The sequence below is a fragment of the Streptosporangium saharense genome (assembly GCF_014203715.1).
Taxonomy (GTDB): Bacteria; Actinomycetota; Actinomycetes; order Streptosporangiales; family Streptosporangiaceae; genus Streptosporangium; species Streptosporangium saharense.
This window is the reverse complement of sequence record NZ_JACHJP010000008.1, coordinates 60,235-84,856: the sequence shown is the minus strand read 5'-3', so window position 1 is coordinate 84,856 and position 24,622 is coordinate 60,235. Positions and strand designations below refer to the sequence as shown.

23 protein-coding genes and 1 pseudogene are annotated in these 24,622 nt (G+C 68.8%); 13 read left to right on the top strand and 11 right to left on the bottom strand.

Annotated elements, in window-relative coordinates; translation table 11 throughout:
* Window positions 1-128: 128 nt before the first annotated feature.
* The 11 genes from FHS44_RS29690 to FHS44_RS29640 all read left to right on the top strand — a co-directional run bounded on the left by FHS44_RS29690 (window position 129) and on the right by FHS44_RS29640 (window position 10,619).
* Window positions 129-875, top strand: a complete 747-nt coding sequence (locus tag FHS44_RS29690; protein ID WP_184720628.1) for a maleate cis-trans isomerase family protein — start codon at window positions 129-131, stop codon at window positions 873-875.
* Window positions 860-1,807 carry a polysaccharide deacetylase family protein gene (locus FHS44_RS29685; RefSeq protein ID WP_184720626.1) on the top strand — a complete coding sequence of 316 codons (948 nt, stop codon included), beginning with the start codon at window positions 860-862 and terminating at the stop codon, window positions 1,805-1,807. The genes FHS44_RS29690 and FHS44_RS29685 overlap by 16 nt, the downstream gene beginning before the upstream one ends.
* Entirely contained in the window at window positions 1,804-2,499 is a 696-nt protein-coding gene (locus FHS44_RS42475; protein ID WP_221461469.1) for a GntR family transcriptional regulator, read from the top strand. The genes FHS44_RS29685 and FHS44_RS42475 overlap by 4 nt, the downstream gene beginning before the upstream one ends.
* Window positions 2,500-2,575: 76 nt before the next feature.
* Entirely contained in the window at window positions 2,576-3,814 is a 1,239-nt protein-coding gene (locus FHS44_RS29675) for a YlbE family protein (RefSeq protein WP_184720624.1), read from the top strand.
* Entirely contained in the window at window positions 3,811-5,328 is a 1,518-nt protein-coding gene (locus FHS44_RS29670; RefSeq protein ID WP_184720622.1) for an amidase family protein, read from the top strand. Before FHS44_RS29675 ends, FHS44_RS29670 begins: the two co-directional genes overlap by 4 nt.
* On the top strand, window positions 5,325-5,780 hold the full coding sequence (locus FHS44_RS29665; RefSeq protein WP_184720620.1) for a DUF2237 family protein: 456 nt from the start codon (window positions 5,325-5,327) through the stop codon (window positions 5,778-5,780). The genes FHS44_RS29670 and FHS44_RS29665 overlap by 4 nt, the downstream gene beginning before the upstream one ends.
* A complete protein-coding gene (locus FHS44_RS29660) occupies window positions 5,777-7,009 on the top strand; it encodes an MFS transporter (RefSeq protein WP_184720618.1) in 1,233 nt (410 codons plus the stop codon). Before FHS44_RS29665 ends, FHS44_RS29660 begins: the two co-directional genes overlap by 4 nt.
* Window positions 7,010-7,036: 27 nt before the next feature.
* Window positions 7,037-7,639: a hypothetical protein gene (locus tag FHS44_RS29655; protein ID WP_184720616.1), complete on the top strand. Its 603-nt coding sequence runs from the start codon at window positions 7,037-7,039 to the stop codon at window positions 7,637-7,639.
* 74 nt (window positions 7,640-7,713) lie between these two features.
* The gene (locus tag FHS44_RS29650; protein WP_184720614.1) at window positions 7,714-8,784 is read left to right on the top strand and encodes an ABC transporter substrate-binding protein; all 1,071 of its coding nucleotides are present in this window, start codon (window positions 7,714-7,716) and stop codon (window positions 8,782-8,784) included.
* Window positions 8,777-9,862 carry a FecCD family ABC transporter permease gene (locus FHS44_RS29645; RefSeq protein WP_221461468.1) on the top strand — a complete coding sequence of 362 codons (1,086 nt, stop codon included), beginning with the start codon at window positions 8,777-8,779 and terminating at the stop codon, window positions 9,860-9,862. Before FHS44_RS29650 ends, FHS44_RS29645 begins: the two co-directional genes overlap by 8 nt.
* On the top strand, window positions 9,852-10,619 hold the full coding sequence (locus tag FHS44_RS29640) for an ABC transporter ATP-binding protein (RefSeq protein ID WP_184720612.1): 768 nt from the start codon (window positions 9,852-9,854) through the stop codon (window positions 10,617-10,619). The genes FHS44_RS29645 and FHS44_RS29640 overlap by 11 nt, the downstream gene beginning before the upstream one ends.
* A gap of 14 nt (window positions 10,620-10,633) precedes the next feature.
* Here the strand turns inward: FHS44_RS29640 and FHS44_RS29635 are convergent, their stop codons facing one another.
* From FHS44_RS29635 to FHS44_RS29615, 5 genes are all read right to left on the bottom strand, one after another.
* The gene (locus FHS44_RS29635) at window positions 10,634-12,442 is read right to left on the bottom strand and encodes a caspase, EACC1-associated type (RefSeq protein WP_184720610.1); all 1,809 of its coding nucleotides are present in this window, start codon (window positions 12,440-12,442) and stop codon (window positions 10,634-10,636) included.
* Window positions 12,432-12,809 (bottom strand): effector-associated constant component EACC1, encoded by a 378-nt coding sequence (locus tag FHS44_RS29630; RefSeq protein ID WP_184720608.1) that lies wholly within the window; start codon window positions 12,807-12,809, stop codon window positions 12,432-12,434. Before FHS44_RS29630 ends, FHS44_RS29635 begins: the two co-directional genes overlap by 11 nt.
* A 156-nt stretch (window positions 12,810-12,965) precedes the next feature.
* Window positions 12,966-13,418, bottom strand: coding sequence for a GNAT family N-acetyltransferase (locus FHS44_RS29625; protein ID WP_312863858.1), 453 nt, complete (start codon window positions 13,416-13,418; stop codon window positions 12,966-12,968).
* 36 nt (window positions 13,419-13,454) lie between these two features.
* On the bottom strand, window positions 13,455-13,661 hold the full coding sequence (locus FHS44_RS29620; RefSeq protein ID WP_184720604.1) for a hypothetical protein: 207 nt from the start codon (window positions 13,659-13,661) through the stop codon (window positions 13,455-13,457).
* Window positions 13,662-13,731: 70 nt separating this feature from the next.
* Window positions 13,732-14,382, bottom strand: coding sequence for a type 1 glutamine amidotransferase domain-containing protein (locus FHS44_RS29615; RefSeq protein WP_221461467.1), 651 nt, complete (start codon window positions 14,380-14,382; stop codon window positions 13,732-13,734).
* Between the two features lie 69 nt (window positions 14,383-14,451).
* Between FHS44_RS29615 and FHS44_RS29610 the strand changes: the two genes are divergently transcribed.
* Entirely contained in the window at window positions 14,452-15,306 is an 855-nt protein-coding gene (locus FHS44_RS29610) for a LysR family transcriptional regulator (protein WP_184721030.1), read from the top strand.
* Window positions 15,307-15,310: 4 nt separating this feature from the next.
* Here FHS44_RS29610 and FHS44_RS42470 read toward each other — a convergent pair whose 3' ends face one another.
* Together FHS44_RS42470 and FHS44_RS42465 are read right to left on the bottom strand one after the other, a co-directional pair.
* Window positions 15,311-15,661 (bottom strand): hypothetical protein, encoded by a 351-nt coding sequence (locus FHS44_RS42470; RefSeq protein WP_184720600.1) that lies wholly within the window; start codon window positions 15,659-15,661, stop codon window positions 15,311-15,313.
* A 251-nt stretch (window positions 15,662-15,912) separates the two neighbouring features.
* Window positions 15,913-15,972: pseudogene (locus FHS44_RS42465) on the bottom strand (SigE family RNA polymerase sigma factor); the annotation flags it as partial.
* Window positions 15,973-17,178: 1,206 nt separating this feature from the next.
* On the opposite strand from FHS44_RS42465, the gene FHS44_RS29595 reads away from it, so the two are divergent.
* A complete protein-coding gene (locus FHS44_RS29595) occupies window positions 17,179-19,125 on the top strand; it encodes an ATP-binding protein (RefSeq protein ID WP_184720598.1) in 1,947 nt (648 codons plus the stop codon).
* Between the two features lie 39 nt (window positions 19,126-19,164).
* Here the strand turns inward: FHS44_RS29595 and FHS44_RS29590 are convergent, their stop codons facing one another.
* From FHS44_RS29590 to FHS44_RS29575, 4 genes are all read right to left on the bottom strand, one after another.
* Entirely contained in the window at window positions 19,165-20,097 is a 933-nt protein-coding gene (locus FHS44_RS29590; RefSeq protein ID WP_184720596.1) for a carbohydrate kinase family protein, read from the bottom strand.
* Between the two features lie 10 nt (window positions 20,098-20,107).
* Window positions 20,108-21,319 (bottom strand): glycosyltransferase family 28 protein, encoded by a 1,212-nt coding sequence (locus FHS44_RS29585; protein WP_221461466.1) that lies wholly within the window; start codon window positions 21,317-21,319, stop codon window positions 20,108-20,110.
* 1,006 nt (window positions 21,320-22,325) lie between these two features.
* Window positions 22,326-23,258, bottom strand: a complete 933-nt coding sequence (locus FHS44_RS29580) for a cytochrome d ubiquinol oxidase subunit II (protein WP_184720594.1) — start codon at window positions 23,256-23,258, stop codon at window positions 22,326-22,328.
* A 37-nt stretch (window positions 23,259-23,295) separates the two neighbouring features.
* Window positions 23,296-24,561: a cytochrome ubiquinol oxidase subunit I gene (locus FHS44_RS29575; RefSeq protein ID WP_246436249.1), complete on the bottom strand. Its 1,266-nt coding sequence runs from the start codon at window positions 24,559-24,561 to the stop codon at window positions 23,296-23,298.
* Window positions 24,562-24,622: the final 61 nt, after the last annotated feature.

The window sequence follows — 24,622 nt, the reverse complement described above, 5'->3', positions numbered from 1 at the left end:
AAGCGCGACCTATACCAGTGTCAACGACTTGTTTTCCTGCGAACCACTTCTTAGGATCCTGTATACCGTATCCCTAATCGACCCCTCTGAGCGGAGGCACAGTGCAGCCGACCGCCCGGCGGATAGGCATGATCGCCCCGTCTTCCAACACCGTCGTGGAGCCCGTGACGAACGCGTTGCTGGCCGCCAGGAACGACGTCTCGGTCCACTTCACCCGGATCAGGGTGACGAGCATCAGCCTTGACCCGGCCGACACCCGACAGTTCGACCAGGACACCTTCACCGACGCCGCCAGGCTCCTCGGCGACGCCCGCGTGGACGTCGTCGCCTGGAACGGCACCTCGGGCTCGTGGCTCGGCCCCGGTCGTGACGAACGCCTGTGCCAGGCCATGGAACAGGTCACCGGTGTCCCCGCGACCACCTCGACACTGGCCATGCTCGCGGCGCTGCGGGCCTTCGGGTCGAGGCGCCCCGGTCTGCTCACGCCGTACACACCGGATGTCGGCGCGGCCATCGCCGCGCACTACGCCGAGCAGGGCCTCGCGGTGCGGGCGGCCCGTCACCTCGGCCGGAGCACCAACTACGACTTCGCGCTGATCACCGACGCCGAGCTGGACGAGGCCTTCGCCGGGCTCGCCGCCGAGGGGTGCGACGCCGTCGCGGTGGTGTGCACCAACGTGCGCGCCGCGCATCTGGCCGCCCGCTGGGAGGCCACGCACGGCGTCCCGGTGGTGGACAGCGTCGCGGCGACGCTGTGGCGGGCGCTCGACCTGGCCGGGGACACCACCCCGATCACCGGGTACGGCGCGCTGCTCGCCGGTCCGCACCCCGTCCACCCGGAACAGAGACGAGGAACAACATGGCCAAGGACATAAAGATCCTCGTGGGGGTCGACGTCGACGCCGTCGCGGGGTGGCTCGGCTCCTACGGCGGCGAGGACTCACCCAACGACATCCAGCGCGGGGTCTTCGCCGGTGAGGTGGGCACCCCGCGCCTGCTCCAGCTCTTCGAGCGGTACGGCCTGCGGACGACCTGGTTCATTCCCGGCCACTCCATCGAGACCTTCCCCACCGAGATGGCGGCCGTCGCCGAGGCGGGGCACGAGATCGGGGCGCACGGCTACTCCCACGAGAATCCCATCGACATGTCCCCCGACCAGGAACGGGACGTGCTCGGCCGCTGTGTTGAGCTGGTCGAGCGGCTGTGGGGACGGCCACCGCGCGGCTACGTCGCCCCCTGGTGGGAGATGAGCCCGAACACGGCCGGTCTGCTCAGGGAGTTCGGCTTCTCCTACGACCACTCGCAGAACTACAACGACTTCCACCCCTTCTACGCCAGGGTCGGCGACGAGTGGACGAAGATCGACTACTCCGGACGGGCCGCCGACTGGATGAAGCCCCTCAAACACGGCACCGAGGTCGACCTCGTGGAGTTCTGCGGCAACTGGTACGTGGACGACCTGCCGCCGATGATGTTCGTCAAGAAGTCGGCCAACAGCCACGGCTTCGTCAGTCCCCGCGATGTCGAGCAGCTCTGGCGCGACCAGTTCGACTGGGTCTACCGCGAACTCGACTACGGGGTCTTCCCCATGACGCTCCACCCCGACGTGTCGGGACGGCCCCAGGTGCTGATGATGCTGGAGCGGCTCTTCGACGACTGGCTCGGCCTTCCCGGGGTCGAGTTCACCACGTTCGACGCGGCGGCCGACGACTTCCGGCGGCGCTATCCTTTCGGAAGCACCGAGCGTCCGGCACCCGTCGGCGACGGTCCTGGGCCGAGACGGAACACCGGGGAGACGACCCTGTGAGCAGGCAGGCTGACACGCCGGGTTCGTTCGACATCGACGCCGACTACAAGCCGCTCAGGGACCGGGTCCGCGACGAGCTGCGCCAGCGCATCATCGACGACGTCTATCCTCCGGGCACCCGGCTCGTCGAGACCGAGATCGCGGCCCAGCTCGGTGTCTCCAGACTGCCGGTGCGCGAGTCGATCCGGGCCCTGGAGAGCGAGGGGTTCGTCAGGACGATCCCCCGCAGGGGCGCGGTCGTCGCCGAGCTCTCCGAGCAGGACGTCGAGGAGCTGTTCGACGTCAGGGAGGCCCTTGAGGTCCTGGCCAGCCAGCAGGCGGCGACCCGGGCGACCAAGGCCGAGCTGCGGCGGGTGCGGGGCATCCTGGACCGGGCCCGCAAGGCGCTCGACTCCGGCGACCGGGTGGCCCTCGGCGAGGCCAACGAGGCCTTCCACGACGAGATCCTGAAGCTGTCCCACAACGTCCTCCTGCAGACCGTGCTCGAACCCCTCCAGGGGCGGCTGCACTGGCTGCTGCGGCAGACCGGCGACCCGTACGACCTGTTCGAGGAGCATTCGGCGTGGTTCGAGGCGATCGCCTCGGGCTCGGCGGAGCTCGCCGCCGAGCACGCGCTCAGGCACGCCCGGCTGAACCGGGAGATCGTCAGGAAGCTCCTGGCCGAGCGGCAGCACCGCGCCCCCTCTGCCTAGCCCCTTTCCGAAAAATTCCAACAGCGGTGGACGCCCCCGCTGTGCCTTCGCTTTCCCACATATCAGGAGCACCACCATGTCCGATCCCACCCGGGCGACCCTCGACGCCCTGAACGGAACCGATGTCCATCTGCGCCACGTCTGCAGGGCCCGCGACGCCACCGACCGGGTGGGGCCACGGCACTTCCTGCACGCGGGGCCGCCGATCGCGCTGGCCGACATCCCCGGTCCCATGCGGGGCGGGATCATCGCGGGCCTGCTCCTGGAGAAGGAGGCCGGGTCCGTCGCCGAGGCCGAGGCGATCATCGACCACGGCGAGGTGAGCATCAGCCCCTGCCACGACGCCGGAGCCGTCGGGGCCATGGCCGGGATCGTCACCCCGAACACCCCCGTCGTGGTCGCCGAGACGGCCGGGGGGCTGCGGACGTTCTCCCCGCTGAACGAGGGCATCGGCGGGGCCATGCGCTACGGCTCCTACGACGAGGGAACGCTGGCGCGGCTGCGCTGGCTCGGTGACGTGCTCGCCCCCGCCCTCGACGAGGCCGTCGAGCACTCGGACCCGATCGACCTGGTCGCGCTGGTGGCCGAAGGACTGCGCCGGGGCGACGACTGCCACAACCGGCTGGTCGCCACGACCGCGACCCTGCTCGTCACGCTCACCCCCGGCCTGCTGCGCTCCCGCCTCGACCGGGAGGACCTGGCGGAGGTCGTCGCGTTCGTCGCGGGCAACGGGCACTTCGCGCTGCCCTTCGCGATCTCGGCGGCCAAGGCGGTCACGCTGGCGGCCAGCGGCGTCGAGGGCAGCCCGGTCGTCACGGCCATGGCGGGCAACGGGCGGGAGTTCGGCATCCGCGTCAGCGGCCTCGGCGACCGCTGGTTCACCGTGGCGGCGCCGGTCGGTGACCCGGTCCTCGTCGAGGGGGCGACCCTCGACGACGTCACCCCGACCATGGGTGACTCGATGATCGCCGAGACCGCGGGCTTCGGCGCCCTCGCGATGACCGCCGCCCCGGCGATCATGTCCTTCGTCGGCGGCGACATGGCGCTGGCCCAGGAGATCACCCGGCGCATGCGGACCCTGTGCGCGGGGACGAGCCGTCGTCTCCTCATCCCGGCGGAGGACTTCCTGGGCACCCCGCTCGGCATCGACGTGCACCGGGTGCGTGCCCTCGGCGTCGAACCCGTCATCAACAACGGCCTCGCCCACCGGGAGCCGGGACGCGGCCGGGTCGGCGCCGGGATCACCTCGATCCCCATAGAGCCGTTCGTCGCGGCCAGCGAGGCCCTCACGGAAGAAACGGAGCGGCGCAGGTGACCTTCCCCTCCTTCTCCCCCACCGACCTGGACGCCGTCGCGGACCGGTGGAACCTCGATCCGGAACTGGTCGGCAGGCTCGGGCCCGCGATCGACCGGATGCGCGACGTCTACGGCCGCGTGCGGGACCTGGCCACCGAGGGTAGAGCCCCCGAGCCGCCGCCCGTCGCCGTCACCCGGGTGCCGCGCGGCCCGGACAACCCCCATGGCGCCTGGCTCTACCGGATCGACGACCCCGACCGGCCGGGAAGCGGCCCGCTGGCCGGGCGGACGGTGACCGTCAAGGAGTCCGTCGCGGTGCGCGGGGTGCCGATGACCCTGGGCAGCCGCCTCATGGAGGGTTTCGTCCCCGGCTCCGACTCCGTCGTCATCGGCCGGATGCGCGACGCCGGGGCGGTCGTCCTCGGCACCTCGGTCTGCGAGGACCTGTGCTACTCGGGGTCGAGTTTCACCAGTGCGCACGGCCCCGTCGGCAACCCCTGGGACCCGTCCCGTTCGGCTGGCGGATCGTCGAGCGGCGCCGCGGTCCTGGTCGCCACCGGGCAGGCCGACTACGGCGTCGGCACCGACCACGGCGGGTCGGTCCGCAACCCCGCCGCCTGGTGCGGCATCCTCGGACTCAAGCCGACCTACGGACTCGTCGACTACGACGGCGCCATGCCGACCGAACGCACACTCGACCACATCGGCGTGCTGACCAGGGACGCCGCCGACCTGGTCGCCTTCCTTGAGGCGACGGCCGTGCCGGGGCCGTACACCGAGGGGTATGCCCAGGAGGTGACCGGGCTGCGGGCCGGAGTCCTCGCCGAGGGGTTCGGCTGGCCGGGCCGTTCCGACCCGCGCCTGGACGACGTGGTCCGCGGGGCCGCGCGGGCGCTGGAGAAACTGGGGCTGACCGTGTCAGAGGTCTCGGTGCCGTTGCACCGGTACGGCAGGGACATCCACCTGCCCATCTCGATCGAGGGCGGTCTGACCACCGTCTTCGAGTCACGGCTGCAGGGCAACAACCACCGGGGTCCCTACCACCCGAACTTCGGGGAGACCTTCGGCGAGGCCGTCGCCAGCCGTCCCGAGGACATCCCGGTCGGCGGGGTGCTCGCGCTCGTCGGCGCCACGCTGCTGCGCGACGCCACCCACGGCAAGGTCATGGCCTACGCCCAGCAGTTGCGGCAACGGCTGCGCGAGCAGATCGACCGGGCGCTGTGCGAGGTCGATCTGCTCGTCCTGCCGAGCGTCCCGATGCCGCCGCACCCGCTGCCCGCCGACCCCCGCGAGGCGGTGATCGAGACCGACCTCCCGTTCGAGATGCACGACAACAACTGCGTGTTCAACCTCACCGGGCACCCGGCGCTCAGCGTTCCGTGCGGGTTCGTCGACGGGCTGCCGGTCGGCATGCTGCTGGTCGGACGGCCCGGCGCCGACGCCCGTCTGGCCCGGGTGGCTGCCGAGTTCGCCGAGCGCGTCTTCCGCTGCCCTCCGCCACCGCACCACGACCTCACCGGGAGCCAACGATGACCGAGCGGGCACTGAACGTCTTCGGCGAGCCGCTGCAGGCCTGCGGCTTCGACCCGATCACCGGCTACCGTCGTGACGGCTACTGCTACACCGGCCCCGACAACCCCAAAGGGCACACCGTCTGCGCGGTCGTCACCGAGGACTTCATCGCCTTCCAGTCCACGGTGGACAACGACGTCGCGACCCCCCGCCCCGACCTGGCCTTCCCCGGCCTGAAGCCGGGTGACCACTGGTGCGTCATCGCCGCCAAATGGTACGAGGCCTACCTGGCCGGACACGCCTGCCCGGTGAACCTCGCGGCGACCAACCTCAGGGCCCTCGATGTCATCCCCCGCGAGGTCCTGATGGCGTACGGCACGGCCCCCGACAGCGCGTCCACGGACGCCAAAGCCACGGACGCTGAGGCCGCAGACGCTGAGGCCGTGGATCACAGGGCCGCGGGAACGCCGTGAGCGGTTGGAGCGCGCTGCGCGCCTACGCCGCCCTGCCCGCGACCACCGGGCCGTGGTACCTCGTGATCACGCTGCTCGGCCGCATCCCCGCGTCCATGGGGCAGCTCGGCTCGTTGCTGCTGGTCAGCGGGGCGACCGGGTCGCTGGCGCTGGGCGGGGCGACGGCCGCCGCCTTCGCGGTCGGGCAGGCCACGGGTGGGCCGATCATCGGCAAGTCCGCCGACCGGTACGGCCACCGGCCCACCGGGCTGGTCGCCGCGCTGCTGCACGCCCTCGCCCTCGTCCTGCTGGTGGTGTGCGTCGAACAGGACGCGCCCACGTGGGCGGCGCTGGCCTCCTCGGTGGTGGCGGGCGCCTCCGTGCCGCAGGTCGGCCCGCTGTCCAGGGCCCGCTGGACGGCGCTGGCCCACCACGGACGGCTGCCCGCGAACCGCTTCCCGACCGCGATGAGCTTCGAGGGGACGAGCGACGAGTTCGCCTTCGTCCTCGGCCCCGCGCTGGTCGGCATCATCGCGACGGCGACCTCTCCCCGTACGGCGGTGCTCATGGCGGCGGCGCTCACCGCCACGGCCTGCGTGTCCTTCGCCCTGCACCCGACGGCGACCCTGGTCACCAGGGGCGGGGAGAAGGACGGGGCCGCCACGGCGCCGGTGCTGCGCGTCCCGGTCTTCCTGCTCGCCGCCGGGCTGGCCGGTCTCGGCTGCTACTTCGGCTCGGTGCAGGCCGGGGTCACCTGGCGTGCGGTGGACGCGGGCTCCGAGGGGGCGGCCGGGCTGATCTACGCGATCCTCGGGCTGAGCAGTGCCCTGGCCGGGGTGTTCGTCCCGATGCTGCCCGCTTCTTTCCCGCTCGCCCGCAGGCTCCAGGCGGGTTTCGCGCTGCTGGCCGTACTCAGCCTGCCACTGGCGATCGTCGGCGGGCTGAGCATCGGCGGGCTGTGGCCGCTGGGGCTGCTGATCGTGCTGCCCGGCATCACCATCGCCCCGATCCTCGTCACCGCCTACACCCAGGCCGAGATGACGGTTCCCGTGCAGCGGATCTCGTGGGTCATGACCCTGCTGACCTCCTCCGTCGTCATCGGCTACGCGATCGGCGCGCTGCTGTCTGGCACCCTCGCCGACCGGTACGGCCCGCTGGCGGCCTTCCTCGTCGCGCTCGGCGCGGCCTGCGTCGGCGTCACGGCCAGCGGCCTCGGCCGACGCCGCCTGGCGGCCCTGCGCCCGGGGTAGACGGGTGGTCTGAGATGATCTGTCGCCATGGGGCCGTTCTCGGCGGTGAGGTGGGTGCGCGCGACGGGGTTCGCCGTCACGTGTGCCGCCTTGGCCGTGCTCGGTCACCTGCTCGGCGGCGGGTCCTTCGACCCGGCGGCGGCCGTGGGCGGCGTCCTGCTGCTGGTGCCGGTCGCGCTGGCGCTGACCGGGCGTGAGCGGACCTTCGGCGCCATCCTTCCCGCGACCGGTCTGGCGCAGATCGTGCTGCACGCCCTGCTCTCCCACTGCGAGCCGTACTCCGCGACCCCGCACCACCACACGCCGGGCATGATCCACCAGGGGCAGATGGACCACATGGCCACCTCGGCCCTGGGCATGCCGCTGATGCACCTGGCGAGCGTGGTCGTGACCTCGGCGTGGCTGCGCTGGGCCGAGGAGGGCCTGTGCGCCCTGGCCAGGCAGCTCGCCGGGCACGTGCTGCGGCGCCTGCTGGTCCTGCTGATCCTGTCGCCCCCGGAACCGTACGGCCAGGCCACCGTCCCCGCGACGGAGAAGATCAGGGTTCCCCGAGCCCGCACCCTGCTGAGACACGCCCTCGTGCGCAGAGGGCCACCCGGAGCGCGCGCCGCGTCGATCGCGGCTTTCTGACATCCAGCGTCCACGTCGGCACCGCGACGGTGTTCCGGCGTGTTCGCGCTCCCCTCGGCAGAAAGCGCATGTCCATGCCCTTCGACCGTTTCACCAGACCCCTGGCCGCCGTGCTCGCGACGGCCCTGACCGCGACAGGCTGCTCCTCCCCGGAAAGAGCCGCCAAACCCCAGGTCACCGAGGCCGCGGGCCCCACGAGATACCCCCTGACCCTCGACAACTGCGGCACGCGGATCACCTTCGCGGCGCCGCCCCGGCGCGTGCTGATCCTCAACGGGACGAGCGTCGGCGAGGCCGAGAGCTTCGTCATGCTCGGCCTGGAGAAGACCGTCCTGGCCAACGCGCAGAGCTACGGCGTCTCCGACGACCCCTCGATGATCGACAAGGTCAGGGCGCTGCCGACCGGTGGCCTGACGATGAACAAGAACTTCGACGTGCCCGCCGAGCAGGTGCTCAACCTCAAGCCGGACCTGGTCGTCTCCACCTGGTCGGGCGGGTTCGAGGCCAGGAACGGGTTCGCCACCCGCGAGCAGCTCGCCGCCGCCGGGATCACCTCGCTCGTCAATCCGGTCAACTGCGCCATGGGCAAGCCCGACGCGACGCCGGAGGAGAAACGCGCCAACCAGGACCAGTCCATCGAGTCCACCTTCGCGTTCCTCGGCCTGCTCGGCAGGATCTTCGACGTCCAGGAACGGGCGCGGGACCTGGTCGAACGGCTGCGCTCCCGGATCGAGGCCGTACGGACCCGCGTCTCCGGCAGACCCACCAAAAAGGTGCTCATCGCCTATCCCGGCATGTCCATGATGAACGCCAACGGCCTGCCCGCCGTGATGACCGGGGGCATCTACGACGACGTGATCGAGGCGGCCGGGGGCGTCAACGTCTTCGCGGGTCAGACCGCCGACATGACGCGCACGCTCAACCGGGAGCAGCTCGCCGTGGCCCCGGTCGACGTCCTGGTCGTCGGCCTGTTCGGCCCCGAGGAGGACGGCGGGCGGGAGGCGGCCAGGCTGTTCGCCGCCTACCCGCAGTGGCAGGCGTCGAAGTCGAGGACCTACGCCGTGGTCTCCGACGGCGTCTACCTCGGCCCGCTCAACGCCTGGGCCGTGGAGAAGATCTCCCGGGTGGTCCACCCCGGTGACTGACACCCGAATCCATGTGAAGAGCAGCCCGCACCTGATCTCGGGACCCGCCACCGGGGTGCTGCTCGCCGTACTCACCGTGGCCCTGATCGCCGCCCTGGCGCTCGGCGTCTCCGTCGGCTCGGTCACCCTGCCCCCGGGCCAGGTCTGGTCGGTGGTCTGGGCGCACCTGTCCGGCCACGGGGACCGGACGGATCCGACGCTCGGACAGGTCGTCTGGGAGATCCGTACCCCACGGGCCCTGCTCGCCGCGCTCGCCGGGGCGGGCCTCGCGGTGGCCGGGGTGGCGCTGCAGGCGCTGGTCCGCAACCCGCTCGCCGACCCCTACGTCCTCGGTGTCTCGTCCGCGGCCTCTCTCGGCGCCGTGCTGGTTCCCGCCCTCGGGGGTACGGCACTGGCCGGGCTTGCCGGTTCGCTCGGCGTCACCGGCGCCGCCTTCGTCGCCGCGGTCGCCTCGGCGCTGGTGGTCTACATGCTCGCCCAGCGCTCAGGCAGGTTGCTCGACTCCTGGCTGGTGCTGAGCGGCGTCGCCGTCGGCTACCTCTGTACGGCGGGCACCACGTTCGTCCAGCTCCAGCTCAACCCCACCGAGCTGCAGGGGATGATGTTCTGGCTGATGGGCAGCGTCGCCGGGGCTTCCTGGGACGACCTCGGGGTGCCCACCCTGGTGATCGTGGCCTGCGTCGCCTGGCTGCTGACCCAGGCCCGCGCGCTCAACGCCCTGCTGTCCGGGCAGGACGCGGCCGTCGCCGTCGGCGTGCCGGTGGCCGCGCAGCGCGTCGGGCTGCTGCTGGTCGGCTCGCTGCTCACCGCGACCGTGGTCAGCGTGGTCGGCGGCATCGGATTCGTCGGGCTGATGATCCCGCACGGCGTCAGGTTCGTCGTCGGGGCCGACCATCGGCGCGTGCTGCCCGTCTCCCTGCTGGCGGGCGCGCTGTTCCTGGTGCTGGTCGATCTGGCCGCGAGGACCGTGGACCGCCCCAACGAACTGCCGGTCGGGGTCTTCACCACCGGGTTCGGCGTGCCGTTCTTCCTGTGGCTGCTGCGGCGCCGTACGAGCGGAGGCTCCGATGCGTCTTGACCTGGCAGGGGTCAGCGCGCGCATCGACGCGCGGCCCATCGTCAGCGAGGTCGACCTGACCGCCGAGCCCGGGGAGTTCGTCGCGCTGGTCGGCCCCAACGGCAGCGGCAAGTCGACCCTGCTGCGCACGGTCTACCGGTCACTGCGTCCCTCCGGCGGTGTCGTACGGCTGGACGGCGCGGACCTGTGGGAGATGCGTCCCCGGCAGGCGGCCCGGCACCGCGCGGTGCTTCCCCAACACGGGCAGGCCGCCGACGGGTTCTCGGTGGCGGAGGTCGTCGCCGTCGGCAGGCACAGCCACAGGAAGCCGCTCGGCCGGGAGACGGCGGCCGACCGGGAGGCGGTCACGACGGCGTTGCGGCGGGTCGGCATGGACTGGGCCGCGGACCGGCTGATGACGACGCTGTCCGGGGGTGAGCGTCAGCGGGTCTTCCTGGCCCGCGCGCTGGCCCAGGAGGCGCCGCTGCTGGTCCTCGACGAGCCGACCAACCACCTGGACGTCGGCTCCCAGTTACTCCTGCTGGACCTGGTCCGCTCCCTCGGCCTGACCCTGCTCGCCGCCCTGCACGACCTCGACCAGGCCGCCGCCTACGCCGACCGGGTCGTGGTGCTCGACCAGGGCCGCGTCGTGGGCCACGGCCCTCCGCTGGACGTGCTGACCCCGGCGTTCATCGAGGAGGTGTTCGGCGTGCGCGCGCACGTGGGGCCCCACCCGCTGACCGGGCGCCCGCACATCGCCGTGGCCTCCCTCCGGTGATGGCCATGGAGCAGTCACCCGGTTCGCCAGAGCCTGCTCGTCCTGTCGAGGCCGCCGCTGGCGAGCGTGGCTCCGTCGGGGGTGAACGCCAGTGAGGTGACGCCACCGGTGTGGCCGGTGAGCGGCGGCCCCAGGGGTTTGTGGGACCTGGTGTCCCACAGCTGGATGCCGCCGTCACCGGTGGCGACGGCCAGCCGCCGCTTGCCGGGGTGGTGGACCACCGCGTTGACGGGGCTGCCGGTGGTCAGGGCGGGGGTCTCCTCGTGGGCCTCGCCGTTCCCGTCCCACAGCGTGACACCGCCGGGGCTGTTGCCGAGGGCGATGATCCCCCGGCTGTCCACGGAGATGGTGTTGACCGAGCTGGCCGAGTGGATCGTCAGCAGGCCCATCTTCTTGTGGGTCCCGGTGTTCCAGAAGCGCACGTGGCCGTCGCCGTAGGCGGTGAGCAGCACGGTCCCGTCGGTGCCGAACCGCACGGCGTTCACGATCGCCGGGCGGTCGGTGAGGGTGGCGGCGGTGCTCCTGCTCGCCACCCTCCACAGTCGGGCGGAACGGTCGGCGCCCCCGCTGGCCAGGAGGCTTCCGTTGCCGTTGAACGTCACTGAGTTCACCGCACCGGTGTGGCCGGTGAGGACGGCGGTCGCCGCCCCGCTTGTCACGTCCCACAACCGGACGCTGCCGTCGGCGCCCCCGCTGGCCAACGTCCGCCAGTCGGGGCTGAACGCCACGGAGTTCACCGCACCCGCATGCCCGGCCAGTACGGCGGTCGCCGCCCCGCTCGCCATGTCCCACAATCGGATGCCGCCGTCGGCACTTCCGCTGGCCAGGGTCCTCCCGTCGCGGCTGAACGCCACGGAGTTCACGGCGCCGGTGTGACCGGTCAGGACGTTCCTGTTGACCGTCGGGGTGGGGCTCGCCGTACGACCACGGGGGCGTCTTGCGGCCTCGACGAGGAAGAAGGCCGTGGGAACCGCGACCACGCCGAGTCCCGCGGCCAGGACGACCCGGCGTCCGACCCGTGTCCGCTCGGGAGGCGCGGGAGGCTCGGGAGGCCCTGGAGGTTCAGGAGGCCCTGGAGAAAGGTCGGCGGCCCGGTTCCTGGCGAAGGGGTTATGGATCGCGGTGTCGGTGCCGCGCTGGTTGGGGGCGGGCAGCCCGCGTCCGCGGAGCCGTCGTCTCAGGTGGGAGTAGAGGTCGTTCATCGTCAGCCACTCGGGGCCGCCCGCGACCCCCGTGCGGACCAGGTCGAGGAACTCGGCCGTGAAGGAGGTCGGGGTTTCGGCCTGCCGGTCGAGGGCGACGACGTGGGCGGTGTGGTCGCTGGCGGTGAGGGTGTAGGCGCCGTGGATGTCGGTGCTGTCCACGACGGTGCTGGAGAGGGCCTCGATGGCACGGCCCGAGTAGCAGCAGTCGAGGATCACGATCTTCATCCGGGCGGGGCTGTCCAGCAGGACCTCCCTGAGCCGCTCGAACTCCAGGCCGGTGACGTCGGTGTCGGTGAAGTCGGTGTCCTTCAGGATCATGCACAGCTGCCCGCGCCGGGTGATGGTGCCGTGCCCGGCGAAGTAGACCAGCAGCACGCCGGTGGTCTCCTCGGCCACACGCCGCAGGTTCTGCACGAGCCTGCGCATGTCGGTGGGGTCCTGCCAGACCTCGACCCGGTCCTTTGGCCAGCCGCATAGACCGGGGTCGGTCAGAACCTCGGACATTCCACGCAGGCTGTTGACCACCGCGGGAATCGGGGGAAAACGCCGGTCGGAATATTCGGCGGTGCCGATGAGTACGGCTCGCGACCCAGAATGGTCGTGAATGTCACCGCTCATCGCCGTCCTGCGGCTTCTCCTCGTCGCCGTCCCGCAGGATCTCCTCCAGCAACGACAGCACGGCGGTGTCCCTGACCCGCTGGGCGTTGAGTTCCACGGTGCCCGAGGGGGAGGTCACCGTGATCGTCACATCGGCACGGCGGGTCCTCAGCCAGGTGGTCAGGGCTCTGACCAGGGCGATCCCGGCGCTTCCCGAGCCGAGCGTCACGACCAGCGTGTCGAGTGCCCCGCCCAGTTCGCCCTCGCCCGGGGGTTGCCGCACCACCCGCGTCCGGCCCGTCAGGGCACGATCTCCTGACAGCCACCCGCGCAGCTCGGTGAACTCGGTGATCTCGTCGTCCCCCGAGACCTGGACCAGGGCGTCCATGGCACCTCTGACTCGTCGGCCCTCCGGCCCCGCCGGGCGGAGAGGCGGAATGGCGGCATCGCCTCGTCAACGCGTCAGGATTATTTCAGTAAACACCCCGGTCATGAGGTTGTTCCGTATAGAAGGGGATTTTCCCTATGGCTTTTACCAGTTTGGTCAGTCCAGGGAGAGCAGCACATGCTCGTGCTCGCCGTACAGGACCGTCTCCACCTGCCGGAAGCCGCACCTCTCCAGCAGGCGCACCGAGGCCGTGTTGCCGCCGAACGGGTCGGCGTAGAGGGGGCGGACCTTCTCAAGCTCCAGGAAAAGGGTCAGGGCCTCGGTGCCGACCCCCCGCCCCCAGAATGGCCTGCCGAGGACATAACCGATAAATCGCCTTTCCTCCTCCCACCAGGAGACGACGTTTCCCGCGACCTCACCGTCCACGGTGACCGCCCGCACCAGGTTGGTCGGATCGCCCAGGACCCTCGTGGCCCAGTGCCGCATGAAGACCTCACGCTCCCTGGGAGTGAACAGCGAGCGCCTGACCGTCTCGGGGTCGTGCTCGTGCTCAAGGAACGCCTCAAGGTCGGACTCCTCAACGGCCCTCAGCCGCACGCCTTCGCTCACGCCGCCGATCCTCACACCCGGCACCGACATTTCCGATCACGCGCGGGCGGTCCTGAAGTGGCGTGCGGTCAGGGCCACGGCGCAGGCGACGGTGACCATGCCCGCAGTGAGCCCGACCGTGCTGCCCTCACCGCCGTTGACGGTGTTGGAGACCACGTTGACCGTCGCGGTGACCGCGAGGAGAGCCCACAGCAGGGCACGCGCGGCCCGGGAACGCCTGCGGGGAGCCGGGAAATCGTTCATGCGAGAACCCTAGGAACCATCCCGGGCCTGGGTAATGCGGCACTCCACCGAGCAGGGGGTGGGGCCAGCACTACCCGGCCAGCAGCCGTACGACCTCCTCGGCCACGCCCCGGGCCGACGCCGGATTCTGGCCGGTGACCAGGCGGCCGTCCGTGACAACCTGGACGGTGAAGTCGGCGGCGGGCACGTGCTCGGCCCCCTGCTCGCGCAGCCGCTCCGCCAGCGGGAACGGCACCACCTCGGTCAGCCCGACCGCCGCCTCCTCGCTGCCGGTGAAGGCCGCGACCCGCCTGCCCGCGACCAGCGGTTTGCCGTCGGACAGTTCGAGATCGACCAGCGCGGCCGGACCGTGGCAGACCGCCGCGACGACACCGCCCCGCTCGTGGATCCCCCGGGTCAACCGGCCGATCCCGGAGTCGCCGGGGAAGTCCCACATGGCGCCGTGCCCGCCCGCGAAGAACACGGCGTCGTAGTCCTCCGGCTCCAGATCCGCCACCCGCCGGGTCTCCCCGAGCGCGTCGAGGAAACGCCGCTGCACCGGGTCATCGGCGTTCTCGCCGTCCCGCGGTGGCACGCCCCCGGCCACGCTGACCACCTCGACCTCGTGCCCGGCCGAAGTGAGGATCTCCCACGGCTCCGCCGCCTCCGACATGTAGAAACCGGTGCTTCTGCCGGTTTCGCCCAGCTCTCCGTGGCTGGTGAGAACAATCGCGATACGCATGGCATGATCGTCACCCATCTCCCCGCCGACGACCAATAACGCGTCCCGGGTACTACCATCAGAAACCTGATCTCACTCGACCTGCTGCGCACCTTCCTGGCCGTCCACCGGTCAGGGTCGGTCACCCGTGCCGCCGAGCACCTCGGCCTGTCGCAGCCCGCCGTGACCGCGCAGATCAGGGCTCTGGAGCGGACACTCGGCCGGCCGCTGTTCGAACGGCTCCCCCGAGGCATGGCCCCCACCCCGGCCGCCGAAGAGCTGGCGGGACGCGTCGCGGCACCGCTCGACGCGCTCGACGAACTCGACCTCGACGACACCACCGCAGCACCGGAGCGCGCCGTACACCTCGGCGGGCCAGCCGAGCTGATGTCCGTCCTGGCGCTGCCCGCGCTGGCCCCCGTGGTCGCCGGAGGGCTGCGGCTGCGGGTGACGCTCGGCCTCGCCGACGACCTGCTCACCGCGCTCGCCGGTGGCACGCTCGACCTGGTGGTCTCCACCGTACGGCCCCGCAGAGGAGCCGCCCTGGCGGCCGAAGCGCTGTGCGACGAGGAGTTCGTGCTGGTCGGCGCCCCCGGTTGGGATCTCGACCGGCTTGGGACGGCTCCCCTGGTCGCCTACGCGGAGAACCTGCCGATCCTGCGACGCTACTGGCGGGTCGTCTTCGGGACCCGCCTGACGCGGGCGCCCGCCCTGGTCGTCCCGGACCTGCGCGGGGTGCTCGCCGCAGTGGTCGCGGGCGCGGGGGTGACCGTCCTGCCGCGCTACCTGTGTACGGCGGAGCTGACTGGCGGCCTGCTCGTTCCCCTGCTGGAGCCCGAACTGCCGCCGATCAACACGCTGTTCCTGGTGTCCAGGGCGGGAAGACTCCACCCCGCAGCCGTCACCGTCCGCGACCACCTGCTGCGACAAGGACGCTCCTGGTGACCGGCTACGGAATCCTGACCAGGACGACCACGTAGAACTCGCCCTTCAGCCGGTCGGCGGTGGTGATCTCGCCGTTCGCTGTATCCTCCCAGACTTCGCACAGGTGGAAGCGGTCCTGACTCGGCGGCTCGGGGACCTGGTAGCCGATGGAGACGTATTTCTGCTGCGAACCGTCACGCAGCCGGGTGAAGGGCCGACCGCCGTTCGTCGTGCCGATGCAGGATCGCACCCCGCAGGCGTAGACCCGCTCGCCCTCGTGGAGGGCTGCCTGGCTGACCTGCCCGGTCTCCAGGTTGACCAGCCGGGTGAAGGGCGGCTTGTCACGCGGTCCCCTGCGCCCTGCGAACCGACCCACGGCCATGACAGCAGGTACTGCCCGTCCCCGGCCGCGATCCGCGTTGCCTTTCCTCCGGTCAGGGGTACGGAGAACACCCCGCCGCCCGTCGGGGAGAACACGGCCCTGCCGTCCGCCACGCCGAAGCCGTCGAACCCCTCCCCGCCCTGGTACCCGTGCTCCGGCGGTTCCCAGCTGAGCACCCCACGACGCCGCAGCCGCCAGACGGCGACGTGCAGCCTGGCCATGATGGTGCGCGCGTAACTCTCCGGATTCTCCTTCGTCAGGAGCCGAGGCCAGGCGGCGCGGAGCTTCAGCAACGCCTCCTGCACCAGATCCGCCGCGTCATGCGGGTTCCCGGCCAACACATAGCCATAACGCAACAGCGCGTCCCCCGCCTGGCGACGAACTCCGCGAACCGTGGATCTGCTTCCAACTGCCTTCGCCTTCCGTCGTCCTCATCCCCTCCCAGCCGAGAACACCCCCAATCTGTTGCATCCCCCCACCGGATGGCACCGTACGGCCCGCACACGAAAGATCGTGGGCACCGTACGCGCGCAGACAGATTTTCTCGATGCCCCGCATGGGCACCGGCTGCCTGCTGCGGATCTGGTCTCTTCCACTCAACCGATCGTCACGGGCCTCGACGTGTGGGCCTCATCAGACCGTCCATGGGCGCGGCGGTCACGGCGTCGGCCCCGACCGAACGCGGCGTCATGACCGCCTACCTCCAACTCGGCCAAGCCCTCGGCATAGCCCTCCTCGGCGTCCTGTATCACCCCGGCCACCCCCTGACCGGCGTCTACCTGGCCTGCCCCACCAGGGGGCCATCCGCTATTGAGCCCGTCCAAGCAGCTTCTCCACATACAGGGCGGACGTTGTGTACGGCGTGCGACCGCGGTCGCCCATCCTTCCCTCGATCAGATTGATCCGTGTTGCCGAAACAACCTGTGTGGCTTCTTTTTCGAGCTGATCGCTGCGGTTGAGGCTTCTACGCAAAAAATGCGAGACTGAACCAGAGGGGCTGAAGAAAGGCCAGGACAATTCCCTGGAAGTTTGAGCAGCGGCGATGGATCATCAGTTCGATCAGATTAATGGCGCGCAACTTGGCGAATACAAGACAAACCGCACTCCATGATAGATATGTGAATCTATCCTCATACAAGCCACCATTTATGGATAAATTCACCCATAGTGCATCAGCCATCCACGTTAATGGACAGTCGCACACGGATGACGCTTGACGCATTTTGGAACAGCGATGACCATGGAAGACCTAGCCAGATTTTCTTCGCAGCAAAATCACAGTTAAGGTCAACGATCTCAGGAGCTTGAAATTACCGCTCACGACGAGTAGGACGATGTGTGCCGACTGTAGAGACCAGGAATTCCGGGGACACTCCAATGAGCTGAGTGGGACCGCGTCCGGGCTTGCCTTGCAGGTTCGCGACATTCACGATGGCCTCCATCTGCACCAGACCATCTCCCCCGAGATCCCGTGCCCCCCACCCCGCCAGCTTCCGGCCAACCGTGCTCTTGTGGGCCGTGACGAGGCACTCACCCTGCTGGACAAGATCCATAGCGCGGGGGCGCCCAGGGTCGCGGTGGTCAGCGGTCCCGCAGGCATAGGCAAGACGGCGGTGGCACTGCACTGGTCGCATAGGGAACAGATCGACTTCCCTGACGGCCAACTCTTCGCCGACCTGCAAGGGCATGCGATCAACGAGCCCGTACAACCGACCGAGGTCCTGGAGCGGTTCATCCGCGCATTCGGAATCGAGCCCAAACGCATTCCCCCTGAGCTTGCTGAACGTTCCGCGTTCTACCAGTCGCTGGTGAGTCGGCGTCGCCTGTTGGTCGTGCTGGATAACGCGGCATCAGCAGCGCAGGTGATCCCCCTGCTGCCCGCCTCGGCGGACAGCATCACGATCGTCACCAGCCGGTGGCGCCTGGCAGGGCTGCTGATGCGAGGTGCCCGAGGCGTACAGCTTGAGCAGCTCAGGTCAGAGGCTGCGTTTGAACTGCTGAAACGCGTCATCGACGACAACCGAGTTGACGCCGAGCGGCAGTCCGCGGAGAAGCTGGTCGAATTGTGTGCCCGGCTACCGCTCGCACTGTGCATCACGGGAGCCCGACTGGCTACCAGGCCGCGTTGGTCCCTCTCCGAAATGGTGAAGGCTTTGTCCCACGAACGGCAGAGATTGGCGGAGTTGTCGGTCGGTGGCGAGGACGACATGAAAGTTCAGGCGACCCTCGCACTCTCCTACAACAGGCTCTCGTCCGAGAACGTCAGAAGACTCTACCGACGGCTTGGACTCTTCCCCGGCACCACCTTCGACAGCTGGTCGGCCGCCGCGATGATCGCACTGCCGCATGCCCAGGTCCAACCGCTGCTCGAGATCCTGACCGATGCCAACCTGCTCGACGACGCACCTGGGGGCAACTACCGCTTCCACGACCTGATCCGGTTACACGCCTGGGAAATGGCTGAACAAGATGATCCCGAAGAGATCCGCGAACAGACCGTGCACAGAGCGGTCGACTGGTTCCTGTTCACCGCCGTAACCGTGAACCGAGTGGTTGCCCCCTACAGCAAGTCCAATTTCAACGCCGTAGTCAACGAACCCACCGAACCCCTCGTCTTCACCAACCGAGCACAGGCTCTCAACTGGCTCGACAACGAATTCCCCAATCTCAGAGCGGCTATACGTGTGGCCCTCGATCGGCGACTGTTTCCCACGGCATGGCAGTTGGTGGGTGCGCTATGGCCTCTGTTCCTCTATCGCGGTCGCCACGACGAGCGTCTTGAGGTCGCCAAGATGGGCCTTGAGGCGGCACGAGCCTGCGCGGACCCCGTGGCCGAGGCCAAGATGCTGAACCGCACCGGGCTGGCGCACCGCTCCGTCGGACAACTCGATGAGGCCACTGCCGCCTTCCACGCGGCGCTGAAAATCTGGCACAGGCAGGGGAATCGGTACCGGATATCGGGCAGTATACGCAATCTGGGACTGATCAAACTGGATCGGGGCCATGTCGAGGAGGCTGTCACACTGTTCCGGGAATCACTGGACGAGTACCGCACGGCGAAGGAACCACGCAAGATCGCACTTCTGCTGTGTGATCTCAGTGAAGCGCTGATCGAGCTAGGAAAAACGGCCGAGGCTATTGACTGCCTGACAGAGGCAGAGAATCTGCTCATCGGAGTAGATGACCCATACAACCGGGCACGGGCGCGTATCCTTCTCGGCAGTGCCCAGGGCGGGAAATCGGGAGTTGCCCTTATCAATCAGGGGCTGGAAGAAATGAAAGGACTCGGTTCAACACTGACAAGGGTGCAGGCCCTACAGGTGCTGGGGGACCTCGCCCTGCAGGAGTGCCGCAAGCAGGAGGCACGGGACCTCTATGAGGAGGCCCAGCGTGTCCTTTCCCGCAGCGGTGGACGAAGCAGACGGTTAGAGGAGCGCCTGGCACGACTGGCCCAGTAACAGGAAAGGCACGCCGTACCAACGCCCAAAGGTAGTGGTTCAGGTGTCCCAGCGCCCGACAACAGTGTTGGGCGTGTGGGAGGCGTCGAGGGCCGACAGTTCCTCGGGGATCAGGGACGCGGTGGCCGGCGCGGGGTCGCCGATCTTCCAGCCCGCGTGCACCACCGCCAGCCGCAATGACTGGATCGGATCCTTCGTCTCACTCCAGAAGTGCAGGAAGGTGGCGAACAGCGCGTCGCCCGCGCCGGTGGTGTTGACGACCCCGCGAGGCGCCACCGCCTCCACTCGGACGAGTGTTCCCTCCCTGGTGGCGAGCAGCGCTCCCCAGCTGCCCAGGCCGACCCCCGCCAGCCGGCAGCGCGGGTAGCGGTCGAACAGCCGCCGCACCCACACCTCCGGCGGATCGGGCAGCCGCTCGTCACTGCAGAAGACGATCGTCGCCGCCTCCAGCCACGGACGGTTGTACTCGCCATCGAGGTCGGAGATGAGGTGGACGTCCACGGCGATGGGGATACCGAGCCGGGAGGCGGGCTCGACCAGGTCACGGACAAACTTGGCGTTCGTCAGAACCAGCAGGTCGGCATCATGGGCATTCGCCTCAAGCAGGTCCACAGGGTAAGGGACGGTGTTCACCGGAGCCAGGTGAGGGAAACCCATCCGGCGACCGTCGGAGCTGACGAGCGTCACCCCCACCGACGATTCGGCCTCCTCGACGATCCCGGGCCCAAGCAGGCCTTCTTTGCCAAGTTCGACCGCTATGCCGAGGCCGGGCAGGTCACGGCCCACCACCGTACACAGACGAACGTCATCTCCCAGTTTCTTAAGGATGCGTGCGATGTGTCCGGCCGCCCCGGAGACCCCGGTGGCGATCCATCGGGGGGAGGAGGTGGAGGCGTACCGCACGGGGAACTCCGTCACACCCACCGACATATAGAGGCTAACCACGCCCGCGACGACGATCCGGCGTGTCATGCGGCTCCTATCACGTGGCGAGGCTGGGAGCCGGCACCGGCGGAATCACGAGGACGCGTTCGGGCTGCTGTAGCTTCATCAAGCGGTACATGAGACAGCGCATGTTGTGGTCGAAACGGCCGGGCTCTGAAGTGATCTGCTCGATGACGGACCGGTAGTGGCCGGGCCGCATCTTCTTGGCTGTCCTGTCAAGCTGATCACGCAGCGATCCGCGCTGGGAGATTCGAGGAGTGACGGCCGCCAGCCTGGCTAGGGCGGAGGCCGGGTCCACGTCCGCGTGCGGGAACCCGGCCAGCATGACGGGCTTGCCGGTGGCGGCGCCGTACAGGGTGACAGAGCCGTGGTCGCCGATGATCCAGTCAGCGGCGGCGAGGACCGCGCGCCAGTCATCGTCGGGCGGAATCAGAGTCAGACCATCCCGCAGGTGGCCGGCGAGCCAGGCCCGCACCTGCCAGATGCCGTGCACAAACCAGATATTGGGGTGGAAGAGCGCCACGACGCGGAACTCCTCGCGTGGCAGTTCGGCGAGCAGGCGCGGCAGCAGGGAGGCGTGCTTGCCGAACAGTGACTGAGGCCCCCAGGTCGAGGTGACCACGACCAGCTTCTGGCCCGGGTCAACTCGCAACGCTTGCCGGTAGGTGTCCCGGTGCGGCAGACTCGCCACCAGCCGGTCATAAGAGGAGTCACCGACGACCTCCGCGACGGGAAGCGCCTGCGGACACGTACGGGCCAGCCGTTTGACCTCGGCCTCGTGCGGCAGGGTGATCGCCGTGGGCAGTACGACGCCGTCGCGCATCAACCGCTGGGCATCGAGCCCGTACGGCGCGCGGTCCTCCGCCTTTGCTCCGTTCCTGGCAGGCACCAGCTTGTTGAAGCCCGCGCCGTGCGGCATGACGACCAGCGGCGCGTGGATCTCGTGGATCGATCCGAGGCTCGCGGAGAGAGCGAGGTCGAAACGCTGCTGTGTGGCCTGCAGCCAGGGAATCACGACACCGCCCAGCCCTTCGATGAACTGTTCCACCCCATTGTTGAAGACGTCTGGGGCCATGGTGAAGACGACCTGAACCCTCAGATCCGACTCGATCAGGCGAATCGTATCCAGCAGACGCTGTCCCGAGGTTACGGTGTGGACGACCGCCAGGATTGTCTTGCAGTCTCTGCGCGTCACCCATCGATGGGCGTCGAGCCCGATGGTGACCCTGTTCCATTCACGATCGGACATTTTCCTGCTTCACCCTCTTGGATTCATCCGGTCTTCGCGGCGGACGGAGCTCATCAACCAGAGCTTCACCGTCCGACCTTGCGGAAACCTGCGTGATCCCGTAAGGGCCCACTGGGGAAAAGATGAGATGCGGAATCGGTTTGCTATGCCCGGATTCCTCAAACTCCAATGAAAAAATCTCATATTTACACCGACGCTCCAAAAAGATGCTCGAATTGAACTTCGCATTCTTGGCTCAGTTGGGCTATGGCCCAGCGAACAACGTCACGACTTTAGGCAGGTCAGGGAACAGCGTCTTTTGGCCTTTCTCCTCACGGTTCCCGGAAAACCGGTAACCGTGAAGCCACTCGTCGGCAGGATATGGGACGAAACCGCCACCCATGGTCAGGGACCCGCCATACAGTCACACCGCTCGGCCGAGAGACCGTCTCAACGACATCGGAGACGCTGTTCACCTGCGACAACACGCCGAGCCTATTTCCTTGAGACGGTGTGGTTCCCCAGGCTTCGCACAGGTCAGGGGAAGCCGAACGCCGAACAGGCTCTGTGCACCCATCGTGAGGCGGGCCACTGTGCCGGGGGGAACCGCTGACGGGCCTACCGGAATTGTGGGCGCGCGTACTCGGTGGAAAATGAAAGAAGAACTTCTTGACGACACTCAACCAGGCCGGAGAAAGATGTCAGGCGGAGAAGCAATGGAGAGGGGCTCTCAACACCTCGGATTCACTGAGATCAGGCCGCCCAGAATACAGTTAACCAGCCAGGACAGGGCAGTCTGGCCATAGAGGCAACATGCTTACCGCTGAGTCCAAGTGGCCGAAAACGCGCTCTATTATTCCCTGGACACAGCAGCAAGAAGGCTCGGAAAGGTGTCCCGTTTCCGCCTCTCACCAAGGAATCGGCGGGCAGCCTCTGAAAGGCGGCATCGCCTCCCCTGAGCACATTCCGAGGAATGTCGGCTTCCACGCGTGGGCAGTGCCCCGCTCCCCCGGTCCACGACCGGCTGTCAGAAGAAGACCGTCGTGCGGGAGTCGATCCGTCGCAGGAACACCCACCAGGTCCACAGTTGCAGTGCCGCGACGGCTGGCAAAACGATTGTGAGAGGGCCTTCCAGGGTCGCCAACGCGGCTTCGGTGGCGAATGAGCGTTCGGCGGCCGGTAGCAGCCGGACGCCGACGAGTGCGGCGGGAGTCGCCGCCGCCAGGGCGGTCAGGAGCAGCGCGAAGCGCGGACGGCCGGTGACGACCCTGCCTGCGGCGAACAGTGCCAGTACGGCCGGCGCCCCGGTGACGACCGTAACTGCCCCTGACTGGATCACACCCCCCAAGACCACTGCGACGGCGGTCAGTGCCGCAGCGGGAGAAGCCCATCGCCGGACTGTCCGTACAGATGCCCTCGCGAGATCGTCCGGCATCCGTACCGCCAGGAACGACGCCCCGTGGACGGTGAAAACGCTGACCGTCGTCAACGCCCACAGAAGGGGGTACCACCCGAAAGGCATCCAGACCGTCCCCGCGCCGGGAACCGCGACCAGCAGGTTGCCGACGAGAAGACCGAGACCGGCGGCGAAGGCGACGCTCGTCCCGACCAGAACACGGTCCCAACCCCTGCGCCAGCCCGGCCGCTCCACCCGGCTGCGGAACCAGACCGAACCATCCCTGACCAGCCATATCAGCAGCACGGCGACGATCAGGGGGTAGTGGCCGTGGAAAAGGAGGCCCTCCAGACGGGGGAACACCGCCAGCAGTGTCGCGACGGTCATCACCAGCCACACTTCGTTGCCGAGGAAGAACGGTCCGAACGAGGTGATCGTCGCACGTCGGGCCCGCTCGCCGTACCCGCTCGCACGGAGCAGTATGCCCGCACCGATGGCGGTTCCGTCGAGCGCCAGATAGCCCCCGAAGAGCGTGCCAAGCAGGCCGTACCAGGCGAGGTCCATGTTCGGCTCCTGAGATGAGGCTCCGGGATGAGCGGTGTCAGAGGGCGGTCGTGCCGACCGGTTCGAGGGTTTCGAGCCGCGAGCCGAAGGTGTCGTCCTCCGGTCCTCTGCGGGCCAACCGGGCGATCAGCCAGTAACCGGTCACGACCAGCGCGAGCATCACCAGGGTGGTCGCGACGAAGGACACAAGAACGGCACCGGCGGGCACGTCCGTCACCGCCTCCCCGGTGCTGAGCAGGCCGTAAACAGTCCAGGGCTGACGGCCCACCTCGCGCACCAGCCATCCGAGGACGACCAGCGCGAAGGGCACCGGGATCACGGCGACCAGTGCGTAGAGGGGAACCCTGAGCCGGATCAGCCAGTCGCGACGGAGCAGCACCACCAGGACGACGGACAGGAGCACCAGTCCGAAGCCCGCCTGCGTCATCACCTGGAAGGCGGTCTCGATCCACTGCGGTGGCACGTAGTCGCCGGGGCCGTACGCCTCGGTGAGCTGTCGTTGGAGGTTCGCCATCCGTGCCGGATCGCCCTCCATGACCGCGAGCTTCATCGGCTGGTTCGCCGTGATGACCAGGATCTGCAGCATGCCCCAGTGGACGGCGGCGAACGTTCCGACCGGCAGGACCGCGACGGCCATACGGAGTGACCGCCTGAAGAACGTCGCCTCTTCGGTGCGCCTGATGAGGTGCCAGGCGCTCACACCGGCGACGAACACCGAGCCGACGACCAGTGATGCGGCGGCGACGTGCAGGAAGGCGTCCCACAGGTTCGGATTGCTCAGCAGCGCGCCGAAGCCGGTGAGATGGGTGTCGCCGATCGGATGCTGGAGGAACGCGTTCGCGGCGAGGATCCACATCGCCGACACGTAGGCGGTGATCGCCACGAGCCAGATCAGGACGAGATGCGTCTTCCTGCCCAGCACTCCCCACCCGAAGATCCAGGCCCCCAGCAGGGTCGCCTCGACGAAGAAGGCGACCAGGGTCTCCATCGCCAGAGCGCCGCCGAAAGCGTCGCCGAAGGCTTGCGTCAGGCCGCTCCAGTTCAGTCCGAGCTGTAGTTCCATGACGATGCCGCCGATGATGCCCACGCCGTAGTTGACGACGTACAACCGTCCCCAGAACTTCGTCATGCGCTCGAACAGCGCACGTCCGGTGACCACGTACGCCGTCTCCATGGCGACGACGAACACCACGAGCCCGAGCGACAGGGAGACGAACAGGAAGTGCGTCGACGCCGTGGTGGCGAACTGGAGTCTGGCGAGCAGCAGGGTGTCCATCTCTTCCCCGATGTCGGAATGTCTCATGTACGGCCCAGGCTGCCCGGCCCCCGCGTCCCGCGTCATCGGTCCTGGGGTGCTCGTCGCC

Excerpts from the sequence above, each read along its gene's own strand:
- FHS44_RS29690 (WP_184720628.1), top strand. The coding sequence starts at position 129 with ATGATCGCCCCGTCTTCCAACACCGTCGTGGAGCCCGTGACGAACGCG.
- FHS44_RS29685 (WP_184720626.1), top strand. The coding sequence starts at position 860 with ATGGCCAAGGACATAAAGATCCTCGTGGGGGTCGACGTCGACGCCGTC.
- FHS44_RS29675 (WP_184720624.1), top strand. The coding sequence starts at position 2,576 with ATGTCCGATCCCACCCGGGCGACCCTCGACGCCCTGAACGGAACCGAT.
- FHS44_RS29665 (WP_184720620.1), top strand. The coding sequence starts at position 5,325 with ATGACCGAGCGGGCACTGAACGTCTTCGGCGAGCCGCTGCAGGCCTGC.
- FHS44_RS29655 (WP_184720616.1), top strand. The coding sequence starts at position 7,037 with ATGGGGCCGTTCTCGGCGGTGAGGTGGGTGCGCGCGACGGGGTTCGCC.
- FHS44_RS29650 (WP_184720614.1), top strand. The coding sequence starts at position 7,714 with ATGCCCTTCGACCGTTTCACCAGACCCCTGGCCGCCGTGCTCGCGACG.
- FHS44_RS29640 (WP_184720612.1), top strand. The coding sequence starts at position 9,852 with ATGCGTCTTGACCTGGCAGGGGTCAGCGCGCGCATCGACGCGCGGCCC.
- FHS44_RS29635 (WP_184720610.1), bottom strand. The coding sequence starts at position 12,442 with ATGAGCGGTGACATTCACGACCATTCTGGGTCGCGAGCCGTACTCATC.
- FHS44_RS29630 (WP_184720608.1), bottom strand. The coding sequence starts at position 12,809 with ATGGACGCCCTGGTCCAGGTCTCGGGGGACGACGAGATCACCGAGTTC.
- FHS44_RS29620 (WP_184720604.1), bottom strand. The coding sequence starts at position 13,661 with ATGAACGATTTCCCGGCTCCCCGCAGGCGTTCCCGGGCCGCGCGTGCC.
- FHS44_RS29615 (WP_221461467.1), bottom strand. The coding sequence starts at position 14,382 with ATGCGTATCGCGATTGTTCTCACCAGCCACGGAGAGCTGGGCGAAACC.
- FHS44_RS29590 (WP_184720596.1), bottom strand. The coding sequence starts at position 20,097 with ATGACACGCCGGATCGTCGTCGCGGGCGTGGTTAGCCTCTATATGTCG.
- FHS44_RS29585 (WP_221461466.1), bottom strand. The coding sequence starts at position 21,319 with ATGTCCGATCGTGAATGGAACAGGGTCACCATCGGGCTCGACGCCCAT.
- FHS44_RS29580 (WP_184720594.1), bottom strand. The coding sequence starts at position 23,258 with ATGGACCTCGCCTGGTACGGCCTGCTTGGCACGCTCTTCGGGGGCTAT.
- FHS44_RS29575 (WP_246436249.1), bottom strand. The coding sequence starts at position 24,561 with ATGAGACATTCCGACATCGGGGAAGAGATGGACACCCTGCTGCTCGCC.